This is a genomic window from Streptomyces malaysiensis subsp. samsunensis, from assembly GCF_024519315.1.
Lineage (GTDB): Bacteria > Actinomycetota > Actinomycetes > Streptomycetales > Streptomycetaceae > Streptomyces > Streptomyces malaysiensis.
This window is the reverse complement of record NZ_JANIIC010000114.1, coordinates 1-18,405: the sequence shown is the minus strand read 5'-3', so window position 1 is coordinate 18,405 and position 18,405 is coordinate 1. Positions and strand designations below refer to the sequence as shown.

At 73.8% G+C, this 18,405-nt stretch carries 14 protein-coding genes; 10 read left to right on the top strand and 4 right to left on the bottom strand.

Going from position 1 to position 18,405, the window contains the following annotated elements:
* Positions 1 to 723 precede the first annotated feature (723 nt).
* Together NQU54_RS46250 and NQU54_RS46245 are read right to left on the bottom strand one after the other, a co-directional pair.
* Positions 724 to 1,836, bottom strand: coding sequence for a sensor histidine kinase (locus tag NQU54_RS46250; RefSeq protein WP_069867167.1), 1,113 nt, complete (start codon positions 1,834 to 1,836; stop codon positions 724 to 726).
* Positions 1,829 to 2,695 carry a response regulator transcription factor gene (locus NQU54_RS46245; RefSeq protein ID WP_257636283.1) on the bottom strand — a complete coding sequence of 289 codons (867 nt, stop codon included), beginning with the start codon at positions 2,693 to 2,695 and terminating at the stop codon, positions 1,829 to 1,831. The genes NQU54_RS46250 and NQU54_RS46245 overlap by 8 nt, the downstream gene beginning before the upstream one ends.
* A gap of 116 nt (positions 2,696 to 2,811) precedes the next feature.
* Between NQU54_RS46245 and NQU54_RS46240 the strand changes: the two genes are divergently transcribed.
* From NQU54_RS46240 to NQU54_RS49885, 4 genes are all read left to right on the top strand, one after another.
* The gene (locus tag NQU54_RS46240) at positions 2,812 to 3,534 is read left to right on the top strand and encodes a glycosyltransferase family 2 protein (protein WP_257636282.1); all 723 of its coding nucleotides are present in this window, start codon (positions 2,812 to 2,814) and stop codon (positions 3,532 to 3,534) included.
* Positions 3,535 to 3,608: 74 nt separating this feature from the next.
* Positions 3,609 to 4,232 carry a TIGR04282 family arsenosugar biosynthesis glycosyltransferase gene (locus NQU54_RS46235; protein WP_206335080.1) on the top strand — a complete coding sequence of 208 codons (624 nt, stop codon included), beginning with the start codon at positions 3,609 to 3,611 and terminating at the stop codon, positions 4,230 to 4,232.
* Positions 4,233 to 4,378: 146 nt separating this feature from the next.
* Complete coding sequence (locus NQU54_RS46230) at positions 4,379 to 5,077, top strand: methyltransferase domain-containing protein (protein ID WP_257636285.1); 699 nt, start codon at positions 4,379 to 4,381, stop codon at positions 5,075 to 5,077.
* Positions 5,078 to 5,155: 78 nt separating this feature from the next.
* On the top strand, positions 5,156 to 7,285 hold the full coding sequence (locus tag NQU54_RS49885; RefSeq protein WP_257636281.1) for a glycosyltransferase 87 family protein: 2,130 nt from the start codon (positions 5,156 to 5,158) through the stop codon (positions 7,283 to 7,285).
* Positions 7,286 to 7,762: 477 nt separating this feature from the next.
* Here NQU54_RS49885 and NQU54_RS46215 read toward each other — a convergent pair whose 3' ends face one another.
* Complete coding sequence (locus tag NQU54_RS46215) at positions 7,763 to 9,043, bottom strand: molybdopterin-dependent oxidoreductase (RefSeq protein WP_257636280.1); 1,281 nt, start codon at positions 9,041 to 9,043, stop codon at positions 7,763 to 7,765.
* Positions 9,044 to 9,198: 155 nt separating this feature from the next.
* On the opposite strand from NQU54_RS46215, the gene NQU54_RS46210 reads away from it, so the two are divergent.
* Positions 9,199 to 10,608 carry a hypothetical protein gene (locus NQU54_RS46210; protein WP_372506424.1) on the top strand — a complete coding sequence of 470 codons (1,410 nt, stop codon included), beginning with the start codon at positions 9,199 to 9,201 and terminating at the stop codon, positions 10,606 to 10,608.
* A gap of 142 nt (positions 10,609 to 10,750) precedes the next feature.
* Entirely contained in the window at positions 10,751 to 12,007 is a 1,257-nt protein-coding gene (locus NQU54_RS46205; protein ID WP_257636279.1) for a polysaccharide deacetylase family protein, read from the top strand.
* A gap of 30 nt (positions 12,008 to 12,037) precedes the next feature.
* Here NQU54_RS46205 and NQU54_RS46200 read toward each other — a convergent pair whose 3' ends face one another.
* On the bottom strand, positions 12,038 to 14,068 hold the full coding sequence (locus NQU54_RS46200; RefSeq protein WP_257636278.1) for a transglycosylase domain-containing protein: 2,031 nt from the start codon (positions 14,066 to 14,068) through the stop codon (positions 12,038 to 12,040).
* Positions 14,069 to 14,248: 180 nt separating this feature from the next.
* Here NQU54_RS46200 and NQU54_RS46195 point away from each other — a divergent pair, with 180 nt between their 5' ends.
* The 4 genes from NQU54_RS46195 (at position 14,249) to NQU54_RS46180 (ending at position 18,104) form a co-directional block, all read left to right on the top strand.
* Positions 14,249 to 14,404 carry a hypothetical protein gene (locus NQU54_RS46195; protein ID WP_257636277.1) on the top strand — a complete coding sequence of 52 codons (156 nt, stop codon included), beginning with the start codon at positions 14,249 to 14,251 and terminating at the stop codon, positions 14,402 to 14,404.
* 108 nt (positions 14,405 to 14,512) lie between these two features.
* Complete coding sequence (locus NQU54_RS46190; protein WP_257636276.1) at positions 14,513 to 15,916, top strand: MbnB/TglH/ChrH family RiPP precursor modification enzyme; 1,404 nt, start codon at positions 14,513 to 14,515, stop codon at positions 15,914 to 15,916.
* A gap of 5 nt (positions 15,917 to 15,921) precedes the next feature.
* Positions 15,922 to 16,932, top strand: a complete 1,011-nt coding sequence (locus NQU54_RS46185) for a TIGR04222 domain-containing membrane protein (protein WP_257636275.1) — start codon at positions 15,922 to 15,924, stop codon at positions 16,930 to 16,932.
* Positions 16,933 to 17,297: 365 nt separating this feature from the next.
* Positions 17,298 to 18,104, top strand: coding sequence for a TIGR04222 domain-containing membrane protein (locus NQU54_RS46180; protein ID WP_257636274.1), 807 nt, complete (start codon positions 17,298 to 17,300; stop codon positions 18,102 to 18,104).
* Positions 18,105 to 18,405: the final 301 nt, after the last annotated feature.

The window sequence follows — 18,405 nt, the reverse complement described above, 5'->3', positions numbered from 1 at the left end:
GGGGGGGGGGGGGGGGGGGGGGGGGGGGGGGGGGGGGGGGGGGGGGGGGTGCGGGGGGGGGGGGGGGGGGCGGGGGGGGCGGGGGGGGTACCGGGCGGTTCGGCGTTTCTCCCCCCCCCCCGCCCCTCCCCGCGCCATCGAAATGCGGCTCCGCCGCGTAACAGGGGCACCGCCACATGGCAGGAGGCACCGCCGCGTGACAGGAGGCACCCCCGCATGGCAGGAGGCACCGCCGCGTGACAGGAGGCAGCGCCGCATGGCAGCGGACTCCGCTGCACGGCAGGGGGTACCCCCGCGTAGCAGGGGCTCCGCCCCTGAATCCCGGGGTCCGGGGGCGGAGCCCCTGGTATCGGGAAGGGGCGGGGAGGGGAGCAGCCCGCCGCAGGCGTCACGATCCGTCGGGCACCTCCCAGTGCCTGAGGGGCGGCGGACTCAGGCGACGCCGCCCGAGGCAGACGGGCTCGCTCAGGCCGCCGCTTCGCTCAGGCCCCCTGACGTGGCGGCGCCCCGAGCGAGGCCGAGCCCCCTCGCGTGGCGATGGGCTGAGGGGCGAGCCCTCTGACGTGGCGGTGCCCCGAGCGAGGCCGAGGCGCTCGCATCGCGGTGGACTGAGGGGTAGCCCCCCGACCGTGTTGGCGGCCCGAGCGAGACAGAACCCTCCGCATCGCGGTGGGCTGAGGGGCAGGCCCCCGACCGTGGCGGCGGCCCGCAGGCGCCAGGCCCTCATATCGCGGCGGCGGGGAGACGGACCTCGAAGCGGCAGCCGCCGTCGACGTTGCGGACCGCCGCCTGGCCGTCGTGGGCCTCGACGATGCCGCGGACGATGGCGAGGCCCAGACCGGCGCCCGCCGGGGGCGTGCGGGCGTCGCTGCCGCGCCAGCCGGTGTCGAAGACGCGCGGGAGGTCCTCCTCCGGGATGCCGCCACAGCCGTCGGTGACCGACAGCACGACCGTGTCCGCGTCCCGCTCGGCCGCCACCGCGACCGTCCCGTCCGCCGGGGTGCGGCGGAGGGCGTTGACGAGGAGGTTCCCGAGCACACGGGTCATCTCCTTGCCGTCGACCTCCACCGGGACGGGGTCCACGCGGTCCCCTATCAGCTGGACGCCAAGCTCGCGGGCGAGCGGATCGACCCCGGCGAGGGCGTCGCCGACCAGGTCGTAGACGGAGATCCGGGTGGGGGTGAGGGAGAGCGCCCCGGCATGGATGCGGGAGAGCTCGAAGAGGTCGCCGACCATCGTGTTCAGCCGGTCCACCTCGGTACGGATCCGGCGGAGGTAGCGCTCCGGTTCCGGGGCCACCCCGTCCTCCAGCGCCTCGGACATCGCGCGCAGCCCGGCCAGCGGGGTGCGCAGATCGTGGGAGATCCAGGCGACCAGCTCCCGGCGGGAGGACTCCAGGGCTCGCTCACGCTCGCGGGAGGCGGCCAGCTTGGCGCTGGTGGCGGCCAGTTCGCGGCCGAGCGCGGCGAGCTCGGCCGTGGCCTGGCCATCGGGGGCGGCGAAGCTCCCGCCGTCCCCGAAGGAGCGGGCGGCGAGGGCCAGCGCGTTGCTGCGCGCCACCACCCAGCGGCCCAGCAGCAGCGCGGTGGCCAGGGACACCACGGCGGCCATGGCGCAGACGGTGGTGACCACCGTCAGGTCGTGCGGGGACAGGAACATCGCCCAGGCGACGGCCAGCGTCCCGGTGAGCATCGCCATGACCGCGACGACGGCGACCACGGCGAGGGACACCGCGACCGAACGGCCGCGCACCAGCCGTAGCGCCAGCGCGCCCAGCAGACCGGCCGCGGCCGCGCCGAGGAAGGCGAAGGCCGCCATGAGGGAGACATCACGCATCGGAGCCCGGCCCCCGTCCGCCGTCCCGTCCAGCGTCGTCTCCCACGTCCTGTCGTCCCTCGTCCCGCCGCCTCTCGTCCGGCCGCCTCTCGTCCGGCCGCCTCTCATTCCGTCGTCCCTCGTCGGCGGCGTCGGGTGGGGCGTCGAAGCGGTAGCCGATGCCCCAGACGGTCTGGATGAGCCGGGGCGCGCCGGGGTCGTCCTCGACCTTTCCGCGCAGCCGCCGCACATGGACGGTGACGGTGGACAGATCCCCGAAGTCCCAGCCCCACACCTCGCGCATCAGCTCCTCACGGGTGAAGGCCACCCCGGGGTGGCGCAGCAGAAAGGCCAGCAGATCGAACTCGCGTACGGTCAGGGCGAGTTCCCTGCCGTCCCTGGTGGCGCGCCGGGCCAGGGGGTCGAGGGCGATCCCGGCGCGGTGCGTCACATCGCCCGGGCCCTGGCCGGGGCCGGAGGAGCCGGGGGCCCGCGGCCCTGTCCGGCCGCGGCGCAGCACCGACTCCACGCGCAGCACCAGCTCCCGCGGGCTGAACGGCTTGGTGACGTAGTCGTCCGCGCCGATCTCCAGGCCGAGGATGCGGTCCTCCTCGTCGCCGCGCGCGGTGAGCATGATGACCGGCACCGGGCCCTTGTCCCGGAGCGCGCGGCACACCTCCAGCCCGTCCATGCCGGGCAGCATCAGATCGAGGACGACCAGGTCGGGCCGCCGGGCGGCGGCGCTGGCGAGCGCCCCGGGACCATCGGCGGCCCGGTCCACGGCGAATCCGGCCCGGCCGAGGTACCCGGCGACGACCTCGGCCACGGTCGGGTCGTCGTCCACGACGAGCACACGGGTGGGAGAAGGGTTCTGCTGCATGCCCCACAGCGTGACACCGGGTGCGGCGCCGAGGCGCGCCGGGGAGCCCGCCGCCCGGCCGACGTCCGTGTTTCGTAAGAAGCCGAAGCCCGAAATGTCGCTTTCTCCTTCGTAGTGTGGTGCGGGTGACAAACTCGACCACCCCCTGTGCGGACGTCGTCCTGCCGTGTCTGGACGAGGCCGCCGCCCTGCCCTGGGTGCTGGCCCGCATCCCCGCCGGCTGGCGCGCCATCGTCGTGGACAACGGCTCCACGGACGGCTCGGCCACGATCGCCCGCGCCCACGGCGCCACCGTCGTGTACGAACCCCGCCGTGGCTTCGGCGCCGCCTGCCACACCGGGCTCCTCGCCGCCGAGGCCGACTTCGTCTGCTTCTGCGACTGCGACGCCTCGCTCGACCCCGGGCTGCTGCCCGCCTTCGTGCGGACCGTCGCGGCGGGCGACGCCGACCTCGTACTGGGCCGGCGGCAGCCCCAGGAGCGGGGAGCCTGGCCGGTGCACGCCCGGCTCGGCAATATCGCGCTGACCCGTATGCTGCGGCGGCGCACCGGTCTCAGGCTGGGTGACCTCGGTCCGCTGCGGGCCATGCGGCGCGAACCGCTGCTCGCCCTCGGCCTCACCGACCGCCGTAGCGGCTACCCGCTACAGATGGTCGTGCGCGCCGCGGACGCGGGATGGCGGATCTCGGAGCGCGAGGTGCCGTACCGGCCGCGCACCGGGAAGTCGAAGGTCACCGGCACCTGGCGGGGCACCTGGCACACGGTGCGCGATATGCGCGCCGTGCTGCGCCAGCCGTCGGTGGCCCACGGCCCGGCCGCCGCCACGAGGGCCGCGCGGTGAGCGCCGCGCCACGCGAGGGTGCGGACTTCCCTGCGGACGGCGGCTCCCGGGCGGCACACCGGGACGGGACGACGCTGCTCATCATCGCCAAGGAGCCGGTGCCCGGACGCGTGAAGACCAGGCTCACGCCCCCGTACACCCCCGCCGAGGCCGCCTCGCTCGCCGAGGCGTCCCTCGCCGACACGCTGCACGCCGCGCTCGCCATGCCCGCCCGCCGCAGGGTGCTGGTGCTCGACGGACGCCCCGGGCCGTGGCTGCCGCCGGGATTCGAGGTGGTGGGGCAGTGCGACGGCGGGCTGGACGAACGGCTCGCCGCGGCCTTCGCCGCCTGCCGGGGCGCCGCCCTGCTCATCGGCATGGACACCCCACAGGTCACCCCGGCTCTGCTCGCCCCCGCGCTGGGCCCCGACGGCTGGCACGACTGCGACGCCTGGTTCGGCCCGGCCGCCGACGGCGGCTTCTGGGCCTTGGGCCTGGCGGAGCCGGACCCCGGGCTGCTGCGGGGCGTGCCGATGTCCACCAGCACGACCGGTGCCGCACAACGGCGCCGGCTGACGGAGGCGGGGCTGCGGGTCCGCGACCTGCCGATGCTGCGCGACGTGGACACCGCCGAGGACGCCCGGCGAGTGGCTGCCGACGCCCCGGGCGGGCGGTTCGCCCGGACCCTCGCCCAGCTGTCCCGGACCACCGCCCGATGAGCACGGCCGAGACGGTGCGAAACGGATCGGTGCAAGGCGGATCGGTGCAAGGCGGATCGGTGCGAGAGGGGTTGATACGAGAAGGATCGGCGCGAGAAGGGTCCGTACTCGACGGATCCGTGTTCGACGGATCGGTACGCGAGCGGATGCCCGCCCACCGCGCGGCCGCCCCGTGGCACGCCGAGCCCTGGCACGCCGACCCCTATGTCCGCGCGCTCCACGCGGGCCATGGGCCGCTGTTCCTGCGCCGGGCCGACGGCTGGATGCTGCCCCTGGACGTCGAACGCTGGTGCGCGGACGCCGACGCGGCCGACAGGACCGTGCTGCGGCGCTGTCAGGGGCCGATACTCGACATCGGCTGCGGACCCGGTCGGCTGGTGGCCGCGCTGGCCATACACGGCCACCCCTGCCTGGGCATCGACGTCAGCCAGGCGGCGGTCGACCGAACCATCCGCGAGGGCGGGCCCGCCCTGTGCCGGTCGGTCTTCGACCCGCTGCCCGGCGAGGGGCGCTGGGGCACGGCACTGCTGATCGACGGCAACATCGGCATCGGCGGCGATCCGCGAGCCCTGCTGACGCGCGTCGCACAACTCATGGCGCCCGACGGGCTGCTGGTGGTGGAGGCCGCGGGGGCCGATGTGGACGAGCGGGTGCGGGTGCGCGTGGACGACGGCCGAGGCGGGGTGGGAACGGCCTTCCCCTGGGCCCGGGTCGGCGTCCGGGCGCTGCTGCACCACGCACACGCGGTGGGCTGGGAGCCGGTCGAGCAGTGGACCGCACGGGACCGGGGCTTCGTATCGCTGCGCCACGCACCGCCCCTGCCCCGGTCCGCCGCGGAGCACTGACTCGTGCCCCCACCGCCGCACGGCCCATCGCCGCACGGCCCACCGCAGCCCGGCCGACCCGCCCGACGGCCCGGCCGGGTGCCTGATCAGCGCTCCGGTCCGGGTCCCCGACCACCGGCCCGCGACCGCCTCGCACCACCGCCTGACAGTGCCGACGAGCACCCCGCAGAGCCCCCCGACCCACCCTCGCGGGCGCGGACCACCCACCCCTGGATCGCCCCGGTCACTCTCGCCACGCTGCTCGGCTCGCTGGTCGCCGTCCTCGCTCTGACCTTCCGCGGGGACGACTTCCACACCGCGCCCGGCGCGCTGTCCCTCCACTACGCCATCGCCTGGACGCTGTTCGCCGCTGCCGCGTGGACGGTCCGTCGCCTGGGCGCCCGTCAGGCCGCGGTCTTCGTGCTCGTGGGCGGCGCGGCGGTCGCCGCCACGGGCCTGCTCGCACCGCCGCGCACCAGCACGGACGCCTACCGCTACGCCTGGGACGGGCGCGTGCAGGCCGCGGGCATATCCCCCTATGACTACGCGCCCGAGGACCCCGCGCTCGCTTCGCTGCGCGACCGCTGGCTCTTTCCCAAGGGTCCCGCCTGCCACGGCCCCGACCGCGCCCCGGTCCGCCCGGCGCCGGAACGCCCCAAAGCCGAGCGCCCCGAAGCCAGACACCCCACTCCCGAACGCCCCGCACCCGGAAGCGCCAAACCCGGACGCCCCATACCCGGCGGCCCCGCGCTCGGTGGTACCCACCCCCACGCCGACCCCGCACCCGATCATGCACACAGCGCCCCCGGCTCCGCCGAGCCGCAGTGCACGCGCCTGAACCGCCCCTCGGTCCATACGATTTATCCTCCCGCCGCAGAGGGCTATTTCTTGCTTGTACACCGCTCGGCCCCGTCAGGTTCCACCCTCCTCCCCCTCCAGACCGGCGGGGCTCTGCTGTCCCTCGCCACCACCGCCGTACTCCTCGCCGCGGCGCGGCGCCGCCGCGATCCGCGCCTCGCGACCGCCCGCGCCGCGCTGTGGGCCTGGTGCCCGGCCGTGCCGGTGGAAGCGGTGAACAACGCGCATGTCGACGCGCTCGGGGTGCTGTTGACCGTCGCCGGCCTCATCGCCGTCCCCCGCCGCCGCGCTCTGGGCGGCGCGCTGCTGGGCGCGGCGACCGCGGCCAAGCTGCTGCCCGCCGTGGCCCTGCCGGGGGCGCTCTCCGGCGTCCTCGCCAGGGCCACCGGGCCCGGCGCACCCCGCACCACCGCCCGCCGCACCGTGCTCGAGAAGTTCAGGCCCACTGGGCCCGGACGCCCCGCCCCCGCAGAGTCCCCCCCCCCCCCCCCGCCCCGCGACGGTGCCGGAAGCCCCGCCCCCACAGCCTCACGGATCCGCCGCGCGGCGGCGGTCGTCCTGCCCCGCGCGGCGGTCCTCCGGCCCGCTACCTCGTTCAACCGGCCCACCGCCTCGGCCATCCGGCCCGCCGCTTCGTGCATCTGGCCCGCCGCCTCGTGCATCCGGCCCGCCGCCTCGGCCGTCCTGCCCGTCGCCGCCGCGGCCGCCGTGGTCGCGCTCGGCTATCTCCCGTACGTCCTGCTCTCGCGCTCCTCCGTGCTCGGCTATCTCACCGGCTACGTGGCCGAGGAGGGGTACGAGACGGGCTCGGCGGCAGCCGACGACAAGAATCGCTACGCCCTGCTGCGTCTGCTCCACCCCGGCCCCGAGACCTGGGCCCTGCCGGTGGTCGCCGCCGTCCTGCTCGCGGTCGTGGCGTGGGTGCTGCTGCGCGGCGACCCCCAACGGCCCTGGCGCGGCGCGCTGGTGGTCACCGGGACCGCGTTTCTGCTGATGACGCCCGGCTACCCCTGGTACGCGCTGCTGGTGGTGGCGCTGGTGGCCCTCGACGGGCGGTGGGAGTGGCTCGGCGTGCCGCTCGCGGGGGTGGCCCAGTATGTGACGGCCCGTGCGGTCGACGACGGCGCGTGGGTCGGGACGCTGGGGTACGCGGTCGCCTGCGCGGCGGTCATGGCCGGCTGGGCCGTGCGGGCCCCGCGGGCGGCTTCCGCTTCCCGCCCGCCGCAGCCCCCTGCCGAGACGGCCGGGACAGCCGAGACAGTCGAGACAGCCGGGACGGCCGAGGCGGCCGAGGCGGCCGACGCCGCCACACCCGGATCACCACCCGGATCACCAACCACAAGGCCGAGGCGCCGAAGAGCACGGCGGTGATCAGCAGCCAGCGCGGCCAGAAGACGCCGGCGCTCAGCCCGGTGACGTTCTCGTAGCGGCGCGCCTGCCGGCCGAGGATCAGCGGGAACCACACCAGCATCAGCACCCCGGAGAGGAAGGCGGGCACCCGCACATGGTTGATCCACCGGGCCGGGGCCGGGAGCGCGGCCCCCACCGCACGGTCGGCGAGCGCGTACAGCGGAAGCAGCACCAGGTCGTGGAGGACGGCGGCGCCGACGATCCACACCAGGATCCCGAACCAGTCGCCGCTCAGCAGCCTGACCCCGGCGTACCCGGTCAGCGCGAAGGAGCACAGCAGCAGCACCAGCCGCAGCGGCGACTCCCCGTCCAGCCGCCGCAGCCCGAAGCGGTGCCGGCCCAGGGCCCGCACACGGTCCCACCGAAGCCGTGGCACCCTCATGCGGTCCCACCGAAGCCGTGGCACCCGCACACGGTCCCACCGAAGCCGTGGCGCCCTCATGCCATCTCCCCGAAGGTCAGCCGGCCCACCCACTTGGTGTTGTGCACACCCGGGGCCCCGGGCACGATCACGCGCGCCGGATAGCCGTGGTCCGGTGACAGATCCGCGCCGTTGACCTTCAGGGCCAGCAGCGAGCGCGGGTCGCGGACCTGGCTGTCGCTCAGCACGACGCTGCGGAAGGAGCCGTGCCGCTGCACCGACTCCACCAGGACCTTCGGCGGCCGTTCGGCATGCCCCACCAGCGCGGCGAGGTCGGCCAGCCGTACCCCCTCCCACCCCTGGTCGGATGTGGACCACCCCTCCACACAGGCGATGGGCAGCGCCGCGCCGTGCTGCTCCAGCCGCAGCAGCCGCTCCCGGGTGAGAACGGTCTCGCGGCCCGCGCCGCGCACCACCAGCCGCCATTCGGGTCCGATGTCGCGGGCGCGGATGCCGACGGTCATGGCGGTCTTGTTGATCTGGAAGCCGTTCGGCCCCCGGCCCGGGTTGCGGCCGCGCGGGGCGAGCAGCGCGCTGGTGCGCAGCGCGCCGCCGATGCTCTGACCCGCCGTCACCACCAGCAGCGCGAGGGAGCCGGCGCCGACCAGGGCGAGCGCGCCCCGCCGTGACATGGTCGGCGCGGCCGGTGCGGGGCTGACCAGGCCGGTCTCGTCCGGCGGCTCCGGCCGGGTGTCCGATGCGCGGGTGCGCAGCTCGGCCCGCAGATCGCGGCTCCGCAGCGCCCGCACCATGCGCGGGAACCGCAGGGCCACATGGACCACCAGGGCGGCCATGAAGATCCACGCTCCGTAGAAGTGCAGCGGGTAGAAGGAGCCGGGGAAGATGTAGTCCAGCTGGACGTTGAGCACACCGGTCGCGAACTCGAACAGCGCCCCGCCCACCAGCGCGAGCAGCGAGAGCCGCTCCAGCCCGTGCCCCACCGACCGCACCGGCGGCCAGGCGAACAGCTTGGGGATGACCGACCACAACTTGGCCAGCAGCACCGGTACGAGCACGATCCCGAGCGTGACGTGCACGCCCTGGGTGACGCGGTAGAGCCAATAGGGCTCGGTCGGCCAGGAGAAGAGGTAGAAACCCAGCAGCCCCTTGTCCGGGGTCTCGTCGTTGACCGGGGAGAGGTCGGGGTTGTAGGCGGCGTACGACAGCAGTCCGGTCACGAAGAGCACGGGAATGCCGAAGAGCAGGACCAGGCCGAAGACGGATGTCAGCCAGGGACCGCGCAGCGGGCTCCGCCACAGGGCTCGGCGGTCACGGTCGGTACGGGGAGGGTGGCTCATGGCATGACCGTAGGGCCGCCGCACCGCTTCCCCGGGCCTTGAGCCCATGACGAAACGGTGACGTCACCCGGCCTTCCCGGCAGAATCTGACGGTCCGATGACGGCTCGCGGCGCAAGGGGCCCCGGTACGGGCTCGGCGACGTAGCGTGACGGACGTGAAGCTCCCTCTCCGCAGCCGCGTCGATATCCGGGCCCTCGAGGACGAGACGCGGACCGGCCGCCGCCGGGATGTGCTCGCCGCCGCTGCCGCCGCCGTGCTCTTCGCCGTCGCCGCCGTCGTCGGCACCCTGATCCAGCGGGCCGATCACTCCCTCTACGTCGACTGGGCGCCGCTGTACGCCGATTGGCTGCCCCATGTGGGCCCCGGCACGCCCGCCGCCCTGGCCGTCGCCGCTGCCGTCGTCGTCCACGGCCCGCGGCTCGCGGCGCGGCTGCCGTGGCGCGGGCTGCTGGGAGCCGTCTGGGCGGCGGCCATGGCCTGGATCTGGTCGCTGGCGCTGGTCGACGGCTGGCAGCGGGGGGTGGCGGAACGGCTGACGGCCCGCCATGAATATCTGCGCGGCGTCGACCGGTTCCACGACATCGGCGCGGCCCTGCGCGGCTTCACCGGCCATATCCTGCTCACTCAGCCCGACCACTGGCCCGCCCATATCGCGGGCCATCCGCCGGGCGCCGTACTCACCTTCGTGGGCCTGGAGCGGCTGGGCCTGGGCGGCGGCGGTTGGGCCGGGGCGTTCTGCGTCACCGTGGGCGGTTCGGCGGCGGCCGCGGTGCTGGTCACGCTGCGCGCCCTGGGGCGGGAGCGGGCCGCGCGCGCGGCGGCCCCGTTCCTGGTCCTGGCGCCGGGGGCGGTGTGGGTGGGCGCCTCGGCGGACGGCTATTTCACGGCCGTCGCGGCGTGGGGGCTCGCGCTGCTGGCGCTCGCGGCGACGCGTACGGTCCGGGCGCCCGGGGCGGTCGCGTTCGGCGCCGGACTGCTGCTGGGGCTGACGGTGTATCTCTCCTACGGGCTGGCGCTGCTGGCCCTGCCCGCCGCCGTCGTGCTGCTGCTCGCCCGCACCGCGCGGCCGCTGCCCTTCGCGCTGACCGGGGTGGCGGTGGTGGCCGGTGCGTTCACCCTGGCCGGCTTCCAGTGGTGGGAGGGGTACTCCCTGCTGGTCGAGCGCTACTACCAGGGCGTGGCCGCCGACCGCCCGTACGGGTACTGGGTCTGGGCCAATCTGGCCGTCGCGACGGTGGCCGCCGGTCCGGCCTGTGTCGCGGGTGTGCGGCGCATGCTGTCGGCGGTGCCGGACGCCGTCCGGCGGCTGCGGCCGGGCGGACCGGGCGCCCCGGGCGGCGTCCCGGACGGGCTCGTCGTGCTGGCCTTCGCCGCGCTGCTCGCGCTCGTCGTGGCCGACCTGTCCGGGATGAGCAAGGCCGAGACGGAGCGGATCTGGCTTCCCTTCATCCTTTGGCTGCTGCCCACCACCGCGCTGCTGCCCGCCGTTGACCGCCGCCGATGGCTTCTGGCGCAGGCGTGTCTCGCACTGCTCGTCAACCACCTGTTGTTGACCGGTTGGTGAGGAGACCGATGTGAAGAGCACGTGATACTTCTGTGATACTGAGGGAGACGTACATCTGTACTGTTGCCAGGGGGCGGGACCCGTGAAGGCGCTGAAGATCGTGAAAGCGTTGCAGGCTTTAAGCGCGAGGAACGCCTATGGCGTGGCCGCGCCCATAGGCGCCCTGACGGCCGTGGCCGTCGTGGTGGGGCTGCTGATAGCCCTGACCTCGCCGGGGGACGCGGGCGGCGCGTCGGACGGGAACCTCCCCGCCGGTGCCGCGTCCCCCAAGTCCGACCGGGTCCCCAGAGAGCCCAAGAAGGAAGACAAGTACGCCGATTGGGACGGCGAGGTGAAGGTGCTCGGGGACGGCTCCACGTCCTACACCGGACCGCAGCCGCACCAGCCCAAGCCCGAGAAGCTCAAACCCGGTGAGAAACCGCCGCAGTTCGTGGTCTTCTCCTGGGACGGTGCGCTGGAGAACGACGACCACCTCTTCTCCCGCTTCCGCCAGGTCGCCAAGGAGAGCGACGCCACGATGACGTTCTTCCTCAGCGGTATGTATCTGCTGCCCAAGACGAAGAGCGACCTCTATCAGCCGCCCCAGCACAAGCGAGGCTCGGCCGCCATCTCCTTCCCCACCGACGAGCACATCAGGGAGACCCTGGAGCAGCTGCGCGGTGCCTGGCTGGACGGCAACGAGATCGGCTCCCACTTCAACGGACACTTCTGCGGCGCCAAGGGCGGGCAGGACTGGTCCACCCAGGAGTGGAAGAGCGAAACGGAGCAGGCGTACTCCTTTGTGAAGCGGTGGAAGACCAACACCGGCTTCACCGACATCGAACCGCTGCCGTTCGACTACGACGTGGAGCTGGTGGGCGGGCGCGCACCGTGCCTGGAGGGCCAGAAGACGCTGATCCCGGCGATCAAGTCCCTCGGCTGGCGCTATGACGCAAGCTCCCCGGGCGACTTCCAGCTCTGGCCGTCCAAGATCGACGGCATCTGGAACTTCCCGCTCCAGCTGGTGCCGTACCCCGAGAGCGAGAAGCAGGTCCTCTCGATGGACTTCAACTTCCTCTTCAACCAGTCCGGTGACAGCACCGAGGGCGATCCTGCGAAGTACGCCGAGTGGGAGCGGCTGACCCGTCAGGGCTATCTGAACGGCTTCGAGCGCGCCTACAACGGCAGCCGGGCGCCGCTGTTCATCGGCAATCACTTCGAGACCTGGAACGGCGGCATCTATATGCAGGCCATCGAGGACGTGATGAGGAGCGTCTGCCGCCGCGACGGAGTGCGATGCGTGTCGTTCAAGCAGCTCGCCGACTGGCTGGACGCCCAGGACCCGAAGGTCCTGGAGAAGCTGCGGATGCTGGACCCGGCGGAGTCGCCCGACTGGTCGACGTACACCAAGACCAGGTAAGCGGTCCCGTTGCCGGGCTTCCGCCGTCGCTCATTCCCCCGTACGGCCCGCCATATAGCTCTTCCAGATGTCCAGGGGGTAGGTGTCACCCGAAGTGTCGGCGCCTCCTCCGCCCATCCCCTCGAGCGGCATCAGCTCCTGCGACTTGGGGTCCAGCCGGGACAGCGAGACCGCCGTCGAGAGCTCCTTGGTGTAGCCGACGAACCAGGCGGAGGTGCCGTCCTGCGCCGTGCCGCCCTTACCCGCCACCTCGGCATCGGCCATGGCCGCCCCGCGCGCCGAGCCGTCCGGGCTCTGGACCGCGCCGCGCAGCGCGTCGTCCACCTGTGCCGCGACCTCCGCGCTGAAGGCCCGTCTGGCGCGGTCCTTACGGAGCTCGACCTGCTGCCCGCCGTGGGTGAGTCCGCTCACCGAGTACGGCGCGTGGTGCGTGCCCTCGGCGGCGAACGTCCCGTAGGCGCTGGCCATACGGATCGAGCTGGGCGTCGCGGTGCCGAGCGAGAACGCGGGCACCCGCGCGCCGAAGCTGCTGGGCAGCAGCCCCGCGTCGATGGACACCCGCCGGACCCGGTCCAGGCCGACGTCCATGCCCAGCTGGATCATCGGGGTGTTGATGGACTGCACGATCGCCTGGCGCAGCGAGACCTGCCCATAGGAGGCGTCGCCGTCGTTGGTGGCCCGCACGATCTTGCCGCCGCGGTCCCAGTACGGCCCCTCGGGCGTATGCACCGCGATCTTGTTGTTGCCGTCGTAGAGCGTCGAGGGCGTCACGGGCGTCCGTGCCCCGTTGCGCTGGAGCAGTACGCCATCGCGCAGGGCGGCGGCGTAGACGAAGGGGGTGAAGGAGGTGCCGGCCGGGACGTTGGAGGCGTTCGCGTCGTTGAATCCCTGCTCGAGATAGCCGGGGCCGCCGTACAGCGCGCGTATCGCGCCACCCGGGGCCACCGAGGCGGCGCCCACCCGCACATGCCGGTCCTCGGGGCGCCGCTCGGGATCGAGCTTGTCCCGGGTCTGCTCCACCGCCTTGGCGAGCGCCTGGACCTTCGGCTTCTCGAAGGTCGTGTGGATCTGATAGCCGCCCAGGTCGAAATCGGCGTCGGATATCTCGGTATGGGAGCTCACATACGCCTTGGCCGTCTCCACCAGATAGCCGACCTGACCGGTGAGCCCGGCCGGCTTGGGGGGCGCCTTGGGCTCGGGGAACTTCGTATAGCGCGCCCGCTCGGACTTCGACAGCCTTCCGATGTCGACCATCCGGTCCAGCACCCACCTCCAGCGGTCGACGGCCCGCTTGTGGTTCTTGGCGCCGAGCGTCGGATCGAATGTCCCGGCGCCCTTGAGCAGCGAGGCGAGCAACGCGCCCTCGCTCGCGTTGAGTTCCGAGACGTCCTTGCCGTAGTACGCGTACGAGGCCCGCTGAATGCCGTAGCTGCCGCGCCCGAACCAGCTGGTGTTCAGATAGCGCTCGAGGATGTCCCGCTTGCTCATCCGGTCGTCCAGCTTGATGGCCATGAACATCTCGGTGAGCTTGCGGGAGAAGGTCTGACGCTGGTTCAGATAGGCGTTCTTCACATACTGCTGGGTGATGGTGGAGCCGCCCTGGGTCTCACCGCCCGTCACCATCCGTGTCACCGCGCGCATCAGTCCGCTCGGGGACACCCCGCTGTCGGAGTAGAAGCTGGCGTTCTCGGCGGCGAGGATCGCCCACTGGACCTGCTCCGGCACCTTCTTCAGGGGCACCTCCTGCCGGTTGACCGGACCGGTGCGGGCCATCTCGGTGCCGTCCGCCCAGTAGTAGACGTTGTCCTGCTGGGTGGCGAAGTCGTTGAGGTTCTTGGGGATGTCGGTCTGGAGATACAGAAAGCTCAGCAGACCGGTCAGACTGCCGACGCAGAACAGGAAGAACAGGGCGATCTGACGCCACGACGGCAGCCACCGCCTCACACCACGGCGCCCCGTCCGGGGGTAGTCCAGCCGGATCCGCGCCGCGGCCCAGCGGCGCAGTCGCGTCCTCCGGCTCTTCGAGGACGGCTTGCGGCGGTGCTTACGGTGCTTCCCCATGGCGTTGTCGCTGCCCGGCACGTGTTTCCCCCACGCTCGCTCCGCGCGTGGGCGCGGCACAAAGGTGTGATCTTCCATCCCCCCAGACCGGACCGATCCTATTTTCCCCTCTGAACATCTGTCGCCACAGGGCCCCAAATTTTTGTAACAGTGACCATATTCAGCGACACGAGCCACCCGGTGACCATTCGCACCGCCTGTGCGGTGAGCGTGCGCACGGCCGCCTATGCGGTGAGCGTGCGCACGGCCGCCTATGCGGTGAGCGTGCGCACGGCCGACGGCGACCGGCCGCCCGGCGGCCTCCGCTCCCTCCGTGACACCCCGAAGCTCAAATGAACCTCTGAACCGCGAGGCCCGGGGATTCGTCCTCCCTCTACGGGGTCATCACCCCGGCACGCGAGAACACACCGCGGGGGACGCGGTACGGAACGAGGAGGGGGAGCCATGGTGCGCCTCGGTACCGGAATCGGCTGGCGACCGGAGATCGCCGATGACATCGCGCGACTGCCCGGCATCGACTGGGTGGAGGTGGTGGCGGAGAACATCTGCCCCGACCATGTGCCGGACGCGCTCCGGCTGCTGCGCGAGCGCGGGACCACGGTGGTCCCGCATGGGGTGTCGCTCGGCCTCGGGGGAGCCGAGCGGCCCGAACCCGGCCGTCTGCGCGCGCTGGCCGAGCGGGCCGAGGCGCTGGGCTCGCCGCTGGTCACCGAGCACATCGCGTTCGTCAGGGCCGGGGGGCCGCTGACCGCGTCACCGTCCATCGAGGCCGGGCACCTGCTGCCGGTGCCGCGCACGCGTGACGCGCTGGACGTGCTGTGCGAGAACGTGCGCATCGCGCAGGACGCGCTGCCGGTGCCGCTCGCGGTGGAGAACATCGCGGCGCTGATCTCCTGGCCCGGCGAGGAGATGACCGAGGGTCAGTTCCTGGCCGAGCTCGTGGAGCGCACGGGGGTGCGGCTGCTCATCGACGTCGCCAATCTGCACACCAACCACGTCAACCGGGGCGAGGACCCGGCCAAGGCGCTGGACGAGCTGCCCACGTCGGCGATCGCCTATGTCCATGTGGCGGGCGGGGTGGAGAAGGACGGCGTGTGGCACGACAGCCACGCCCATCCGGTGACCCAGCCGGTACTCGACGTCCTCGCCGAATTGTGCGCCCGTACGGCACCGCCCGGCGTACTGCTGGAGCGCGACGAGGACTTCCCGGCGGCCGGGGAGCTGGCGGGCGAGCTGGACGCGATCCGCGCGGTGACGGCGGCGGGGACCGCGGAGCCGGTCACGGCGGCGGGGGCAGCGGAAGCGGCCACGGCGGCGCGGACCGGGGATGAGGCCGCCGCCCCGGTGCGGACGCCCGGCGAGGCCGACGAGGCCGACGAGGCCGACGAGGCCGCGCCCGAGGCACCGCTGCCCGAGGCACCGGTGCCGGACGCCGTCCGTGAGCGGCTGGCGCTCGCCCAGACCGCGCTGCTGTCCGCGCTGGTCGGGGGCACCCCGCCGCCCGAGGGCTTCGACCGCCGGCGGCTGCGGGTGCAGAGCGCGGCGCTGACGGCCAAGCGGGCGTCCGTGATCGCGAAGGTGGCCCCGGAGCTGCCGGAGATCCTGGGCACCGGCTACCGCCCGGCGTTCGCGCGATACGCCGAGGGCCGCCCGATGACCGGCGGCTACCGCCGCGACGCGCTGTCGTTCGCCGAGCATCTGCTGGCGGACGGCCGGCCCGACGACTCAGCCGCCCGGCGCCGGCTGACGCTGTGGTGGCAGGAGCGGTCCGGGCCCGCGCCCCTGCCGTCCCATCCGGCGGCGCGGTTCGCCCGCCGGGTCCGGCTCGCGCTGAGCGGGGGGCGGTGAACGGCATGGGCACGATCGCGAGCCTGGTCTACGCGGTGGTCGCCGTGTCGTCGGCGATGCTCATCACCGGTACGGTCCGGGCCCGGCGCAGGGAGGTCTCGGGGCCGGCGTACGCGCGGGCGTACGACCTGCTGGAGGCCGCGTTTCTGGCGGGTGGGCCGGGCCGGGTGGCGGACACCGTGATCAGCACGATGTACGCGGACGGGCGGCTGGCGATCGGCGGCCCCGGCGTGGTCTCGGTGCGGCAGCCGGTCGCGCGCGGCCCGGTCGAGGAGGAGCTGCTGCGGCTGTCCGCCGGCTCCCCGCACGGCGCCCTGACCTGGCTGCGCCGGGAACTGATGCGCAGCGCGGCGGTACAGGAGATCGGCGACCGGCTGGCGGGGCGCGGGCTGATGGTACGGCCGGACGCCCTGAGGTTCTGGCGGCGCATGGCGCGGGCACAAATCACGCTCTGCGCGGTGGGAGCCTTCCTGGCCATCATGATCAGCATTGGACCCATCACCTACGACGGGCCTCCGCTGATCTTCATGATCGCCCCAGCGCTCTTCATCGGCTTCCTCATCGGCAGAATCTGCGCCGGTGCGGGCAAGCGCCGGCTCACCGCCGCCGGGAAGCGGGCGCTGGTGGCGTACCAGAGGGAGTCGGGGGTCAGCGGACGCCATGCCCGCGCCCGGTCCATCGGCCATCCGGCGACGGTCTCCGTGGCGGTCGTCGTCGCGCTGACCGGGGCGGCCACCCTGACGGACGATCCGCTGCTGCGGGCCCAGCTGCTGGAGGCGCAGAAGGTGCCGAGCGGCTCGGGATCGCCCGGCTACTCGGGGTCTTCGGGCGATTCGGGGTTCTCGGATTCGGACGGCGGCGGATCGTGGTGCGGCGGGGACGGCGGAGGCGGGGGCTCCTCGTGCGGCGGCTCGTCCTGCGGAGGGAGCGGCGGCGGAGGCTGCGGAGGCGGTTCGGGCTGCGGAGGGGGCGGAGGCTGCGGAGGCGGTGGGGGCGGAGGCTGCGGAGGCGGCTGAGCCGCCACACAAGTGGCCGCGCTGCGGCCAGAAGACCCGGCGGAGCCCGCCGGGCACCGGCGGGATGCCGGGTGGGGGCGGGATGCCGGGTGGGGGCGGGACGCCGGGGGCAGGCGGGACGCCGGGGGCAGGCGCGAAGCCGGGGGCGGGCGAGGTGCCGGACGCGGGCGGCGGACCGAGCAGCGGGGTCTGGGGCGGAGCCCCAGGTTCGGGAAGGGGCGGGGAGGGGAGCAGTCCGCCGTAGGCGGCACAATCCGTCGGACACCCCGTCGCGGGTCTGCGCGGCGCACGCGCCGCATGCGCGCGAGTCGTTCATATCGTGAAAACCATGGCGCGGTGGTGGCCGGGTCGAGTAGAACTCGGCCATGTTGTGGGTCCTCTTCCTGCTTGTCGCGTGGGGCGCGGCGATCGTCAGTTGCACGCGTCTGTGCCTGGCGGCGGTCGCCGCCGCTCAGCCGATGGACCCTGATCCGGCGGCGGACGGGAAGGGCCTGAGCCTGTACGAGGCGGCGTTTTTGTCCGGCGGCCCGCGGCGGGTGGGGGATCTGGCCCTTGTGACGATGTGCCGCGAGCGCCGGCTGCTGCTCGCCCACACCGGCTGGGTCACCGTGGTGGACCCGGAGGGGCGGGACGAGCTGGAGCGGTCCGTGATCACCGCGATAGGGCCGGAGGGCCAGGCCCTCGTGCGGCCGGTGCGGGCCGCGTTCGCCACCGCAGCCCCGGTGCGGGCGCTGGGCGACCGGCTGGTGGCGGCGGGGCTCGCGGTGCCTGCCTCGGCCCGTACGAATGTGGCGGTCGCGGTGCGGCAGGTACGGGCGGCGTGCGCGCTGGTCCTGGCGATGGCGGTCGCCGCGCTGCTGCTGGTGCCGCCCGCGGCGGGGCGCGGTCCGGTGGCCTCGTGGTTCATGCTGCCGCTGCTGCTGACGGTGAGCTGTCTGCTGATCGCCCGGGTCGAGGCGCATCCGTACTCACGGTGGGCCTCCCCCGCCGGTCAGCAGCTGCTGAGCCGGATCGACGTGCCTCCGCGGCGGACGGTCGCCCAGCGTTCCGGCGGCGGCCCGGACGGCGGTGCCGACGACGCCGATGTGCTCACCGCGCTCGCGGTGCACGGCACCGTCGCGCTCTCCGACCCGGCGCTGCGCGCGGCGCTGAAGACGCATTGGGGTCATTGACCCCGACACCGCGGCCCGGTGCTTTACATGGTCATCCGCCGCGCCAAATATCCCTTTCATCGCGCGACGCACGAAGGGATGGCCAGTGAGAGCAGCAGCGCTGTACGGCATCCTCGGACCGCTGTCCCTGTCGCTGACCATGAGCGCGCTGCTCGCGACGCCCGCCACCGGCCGCCCGCTCACCGCGCCCACCGCCCCCGCCGCCACCCCGTCCACCAGGGCCGCCACAGCCCCGGCCGGTGCGGCGGGCCCGCCCCCCCCCCCCGCCCCCCCCCCCCCCCCGGGGGCCCCCCCCCCCCCC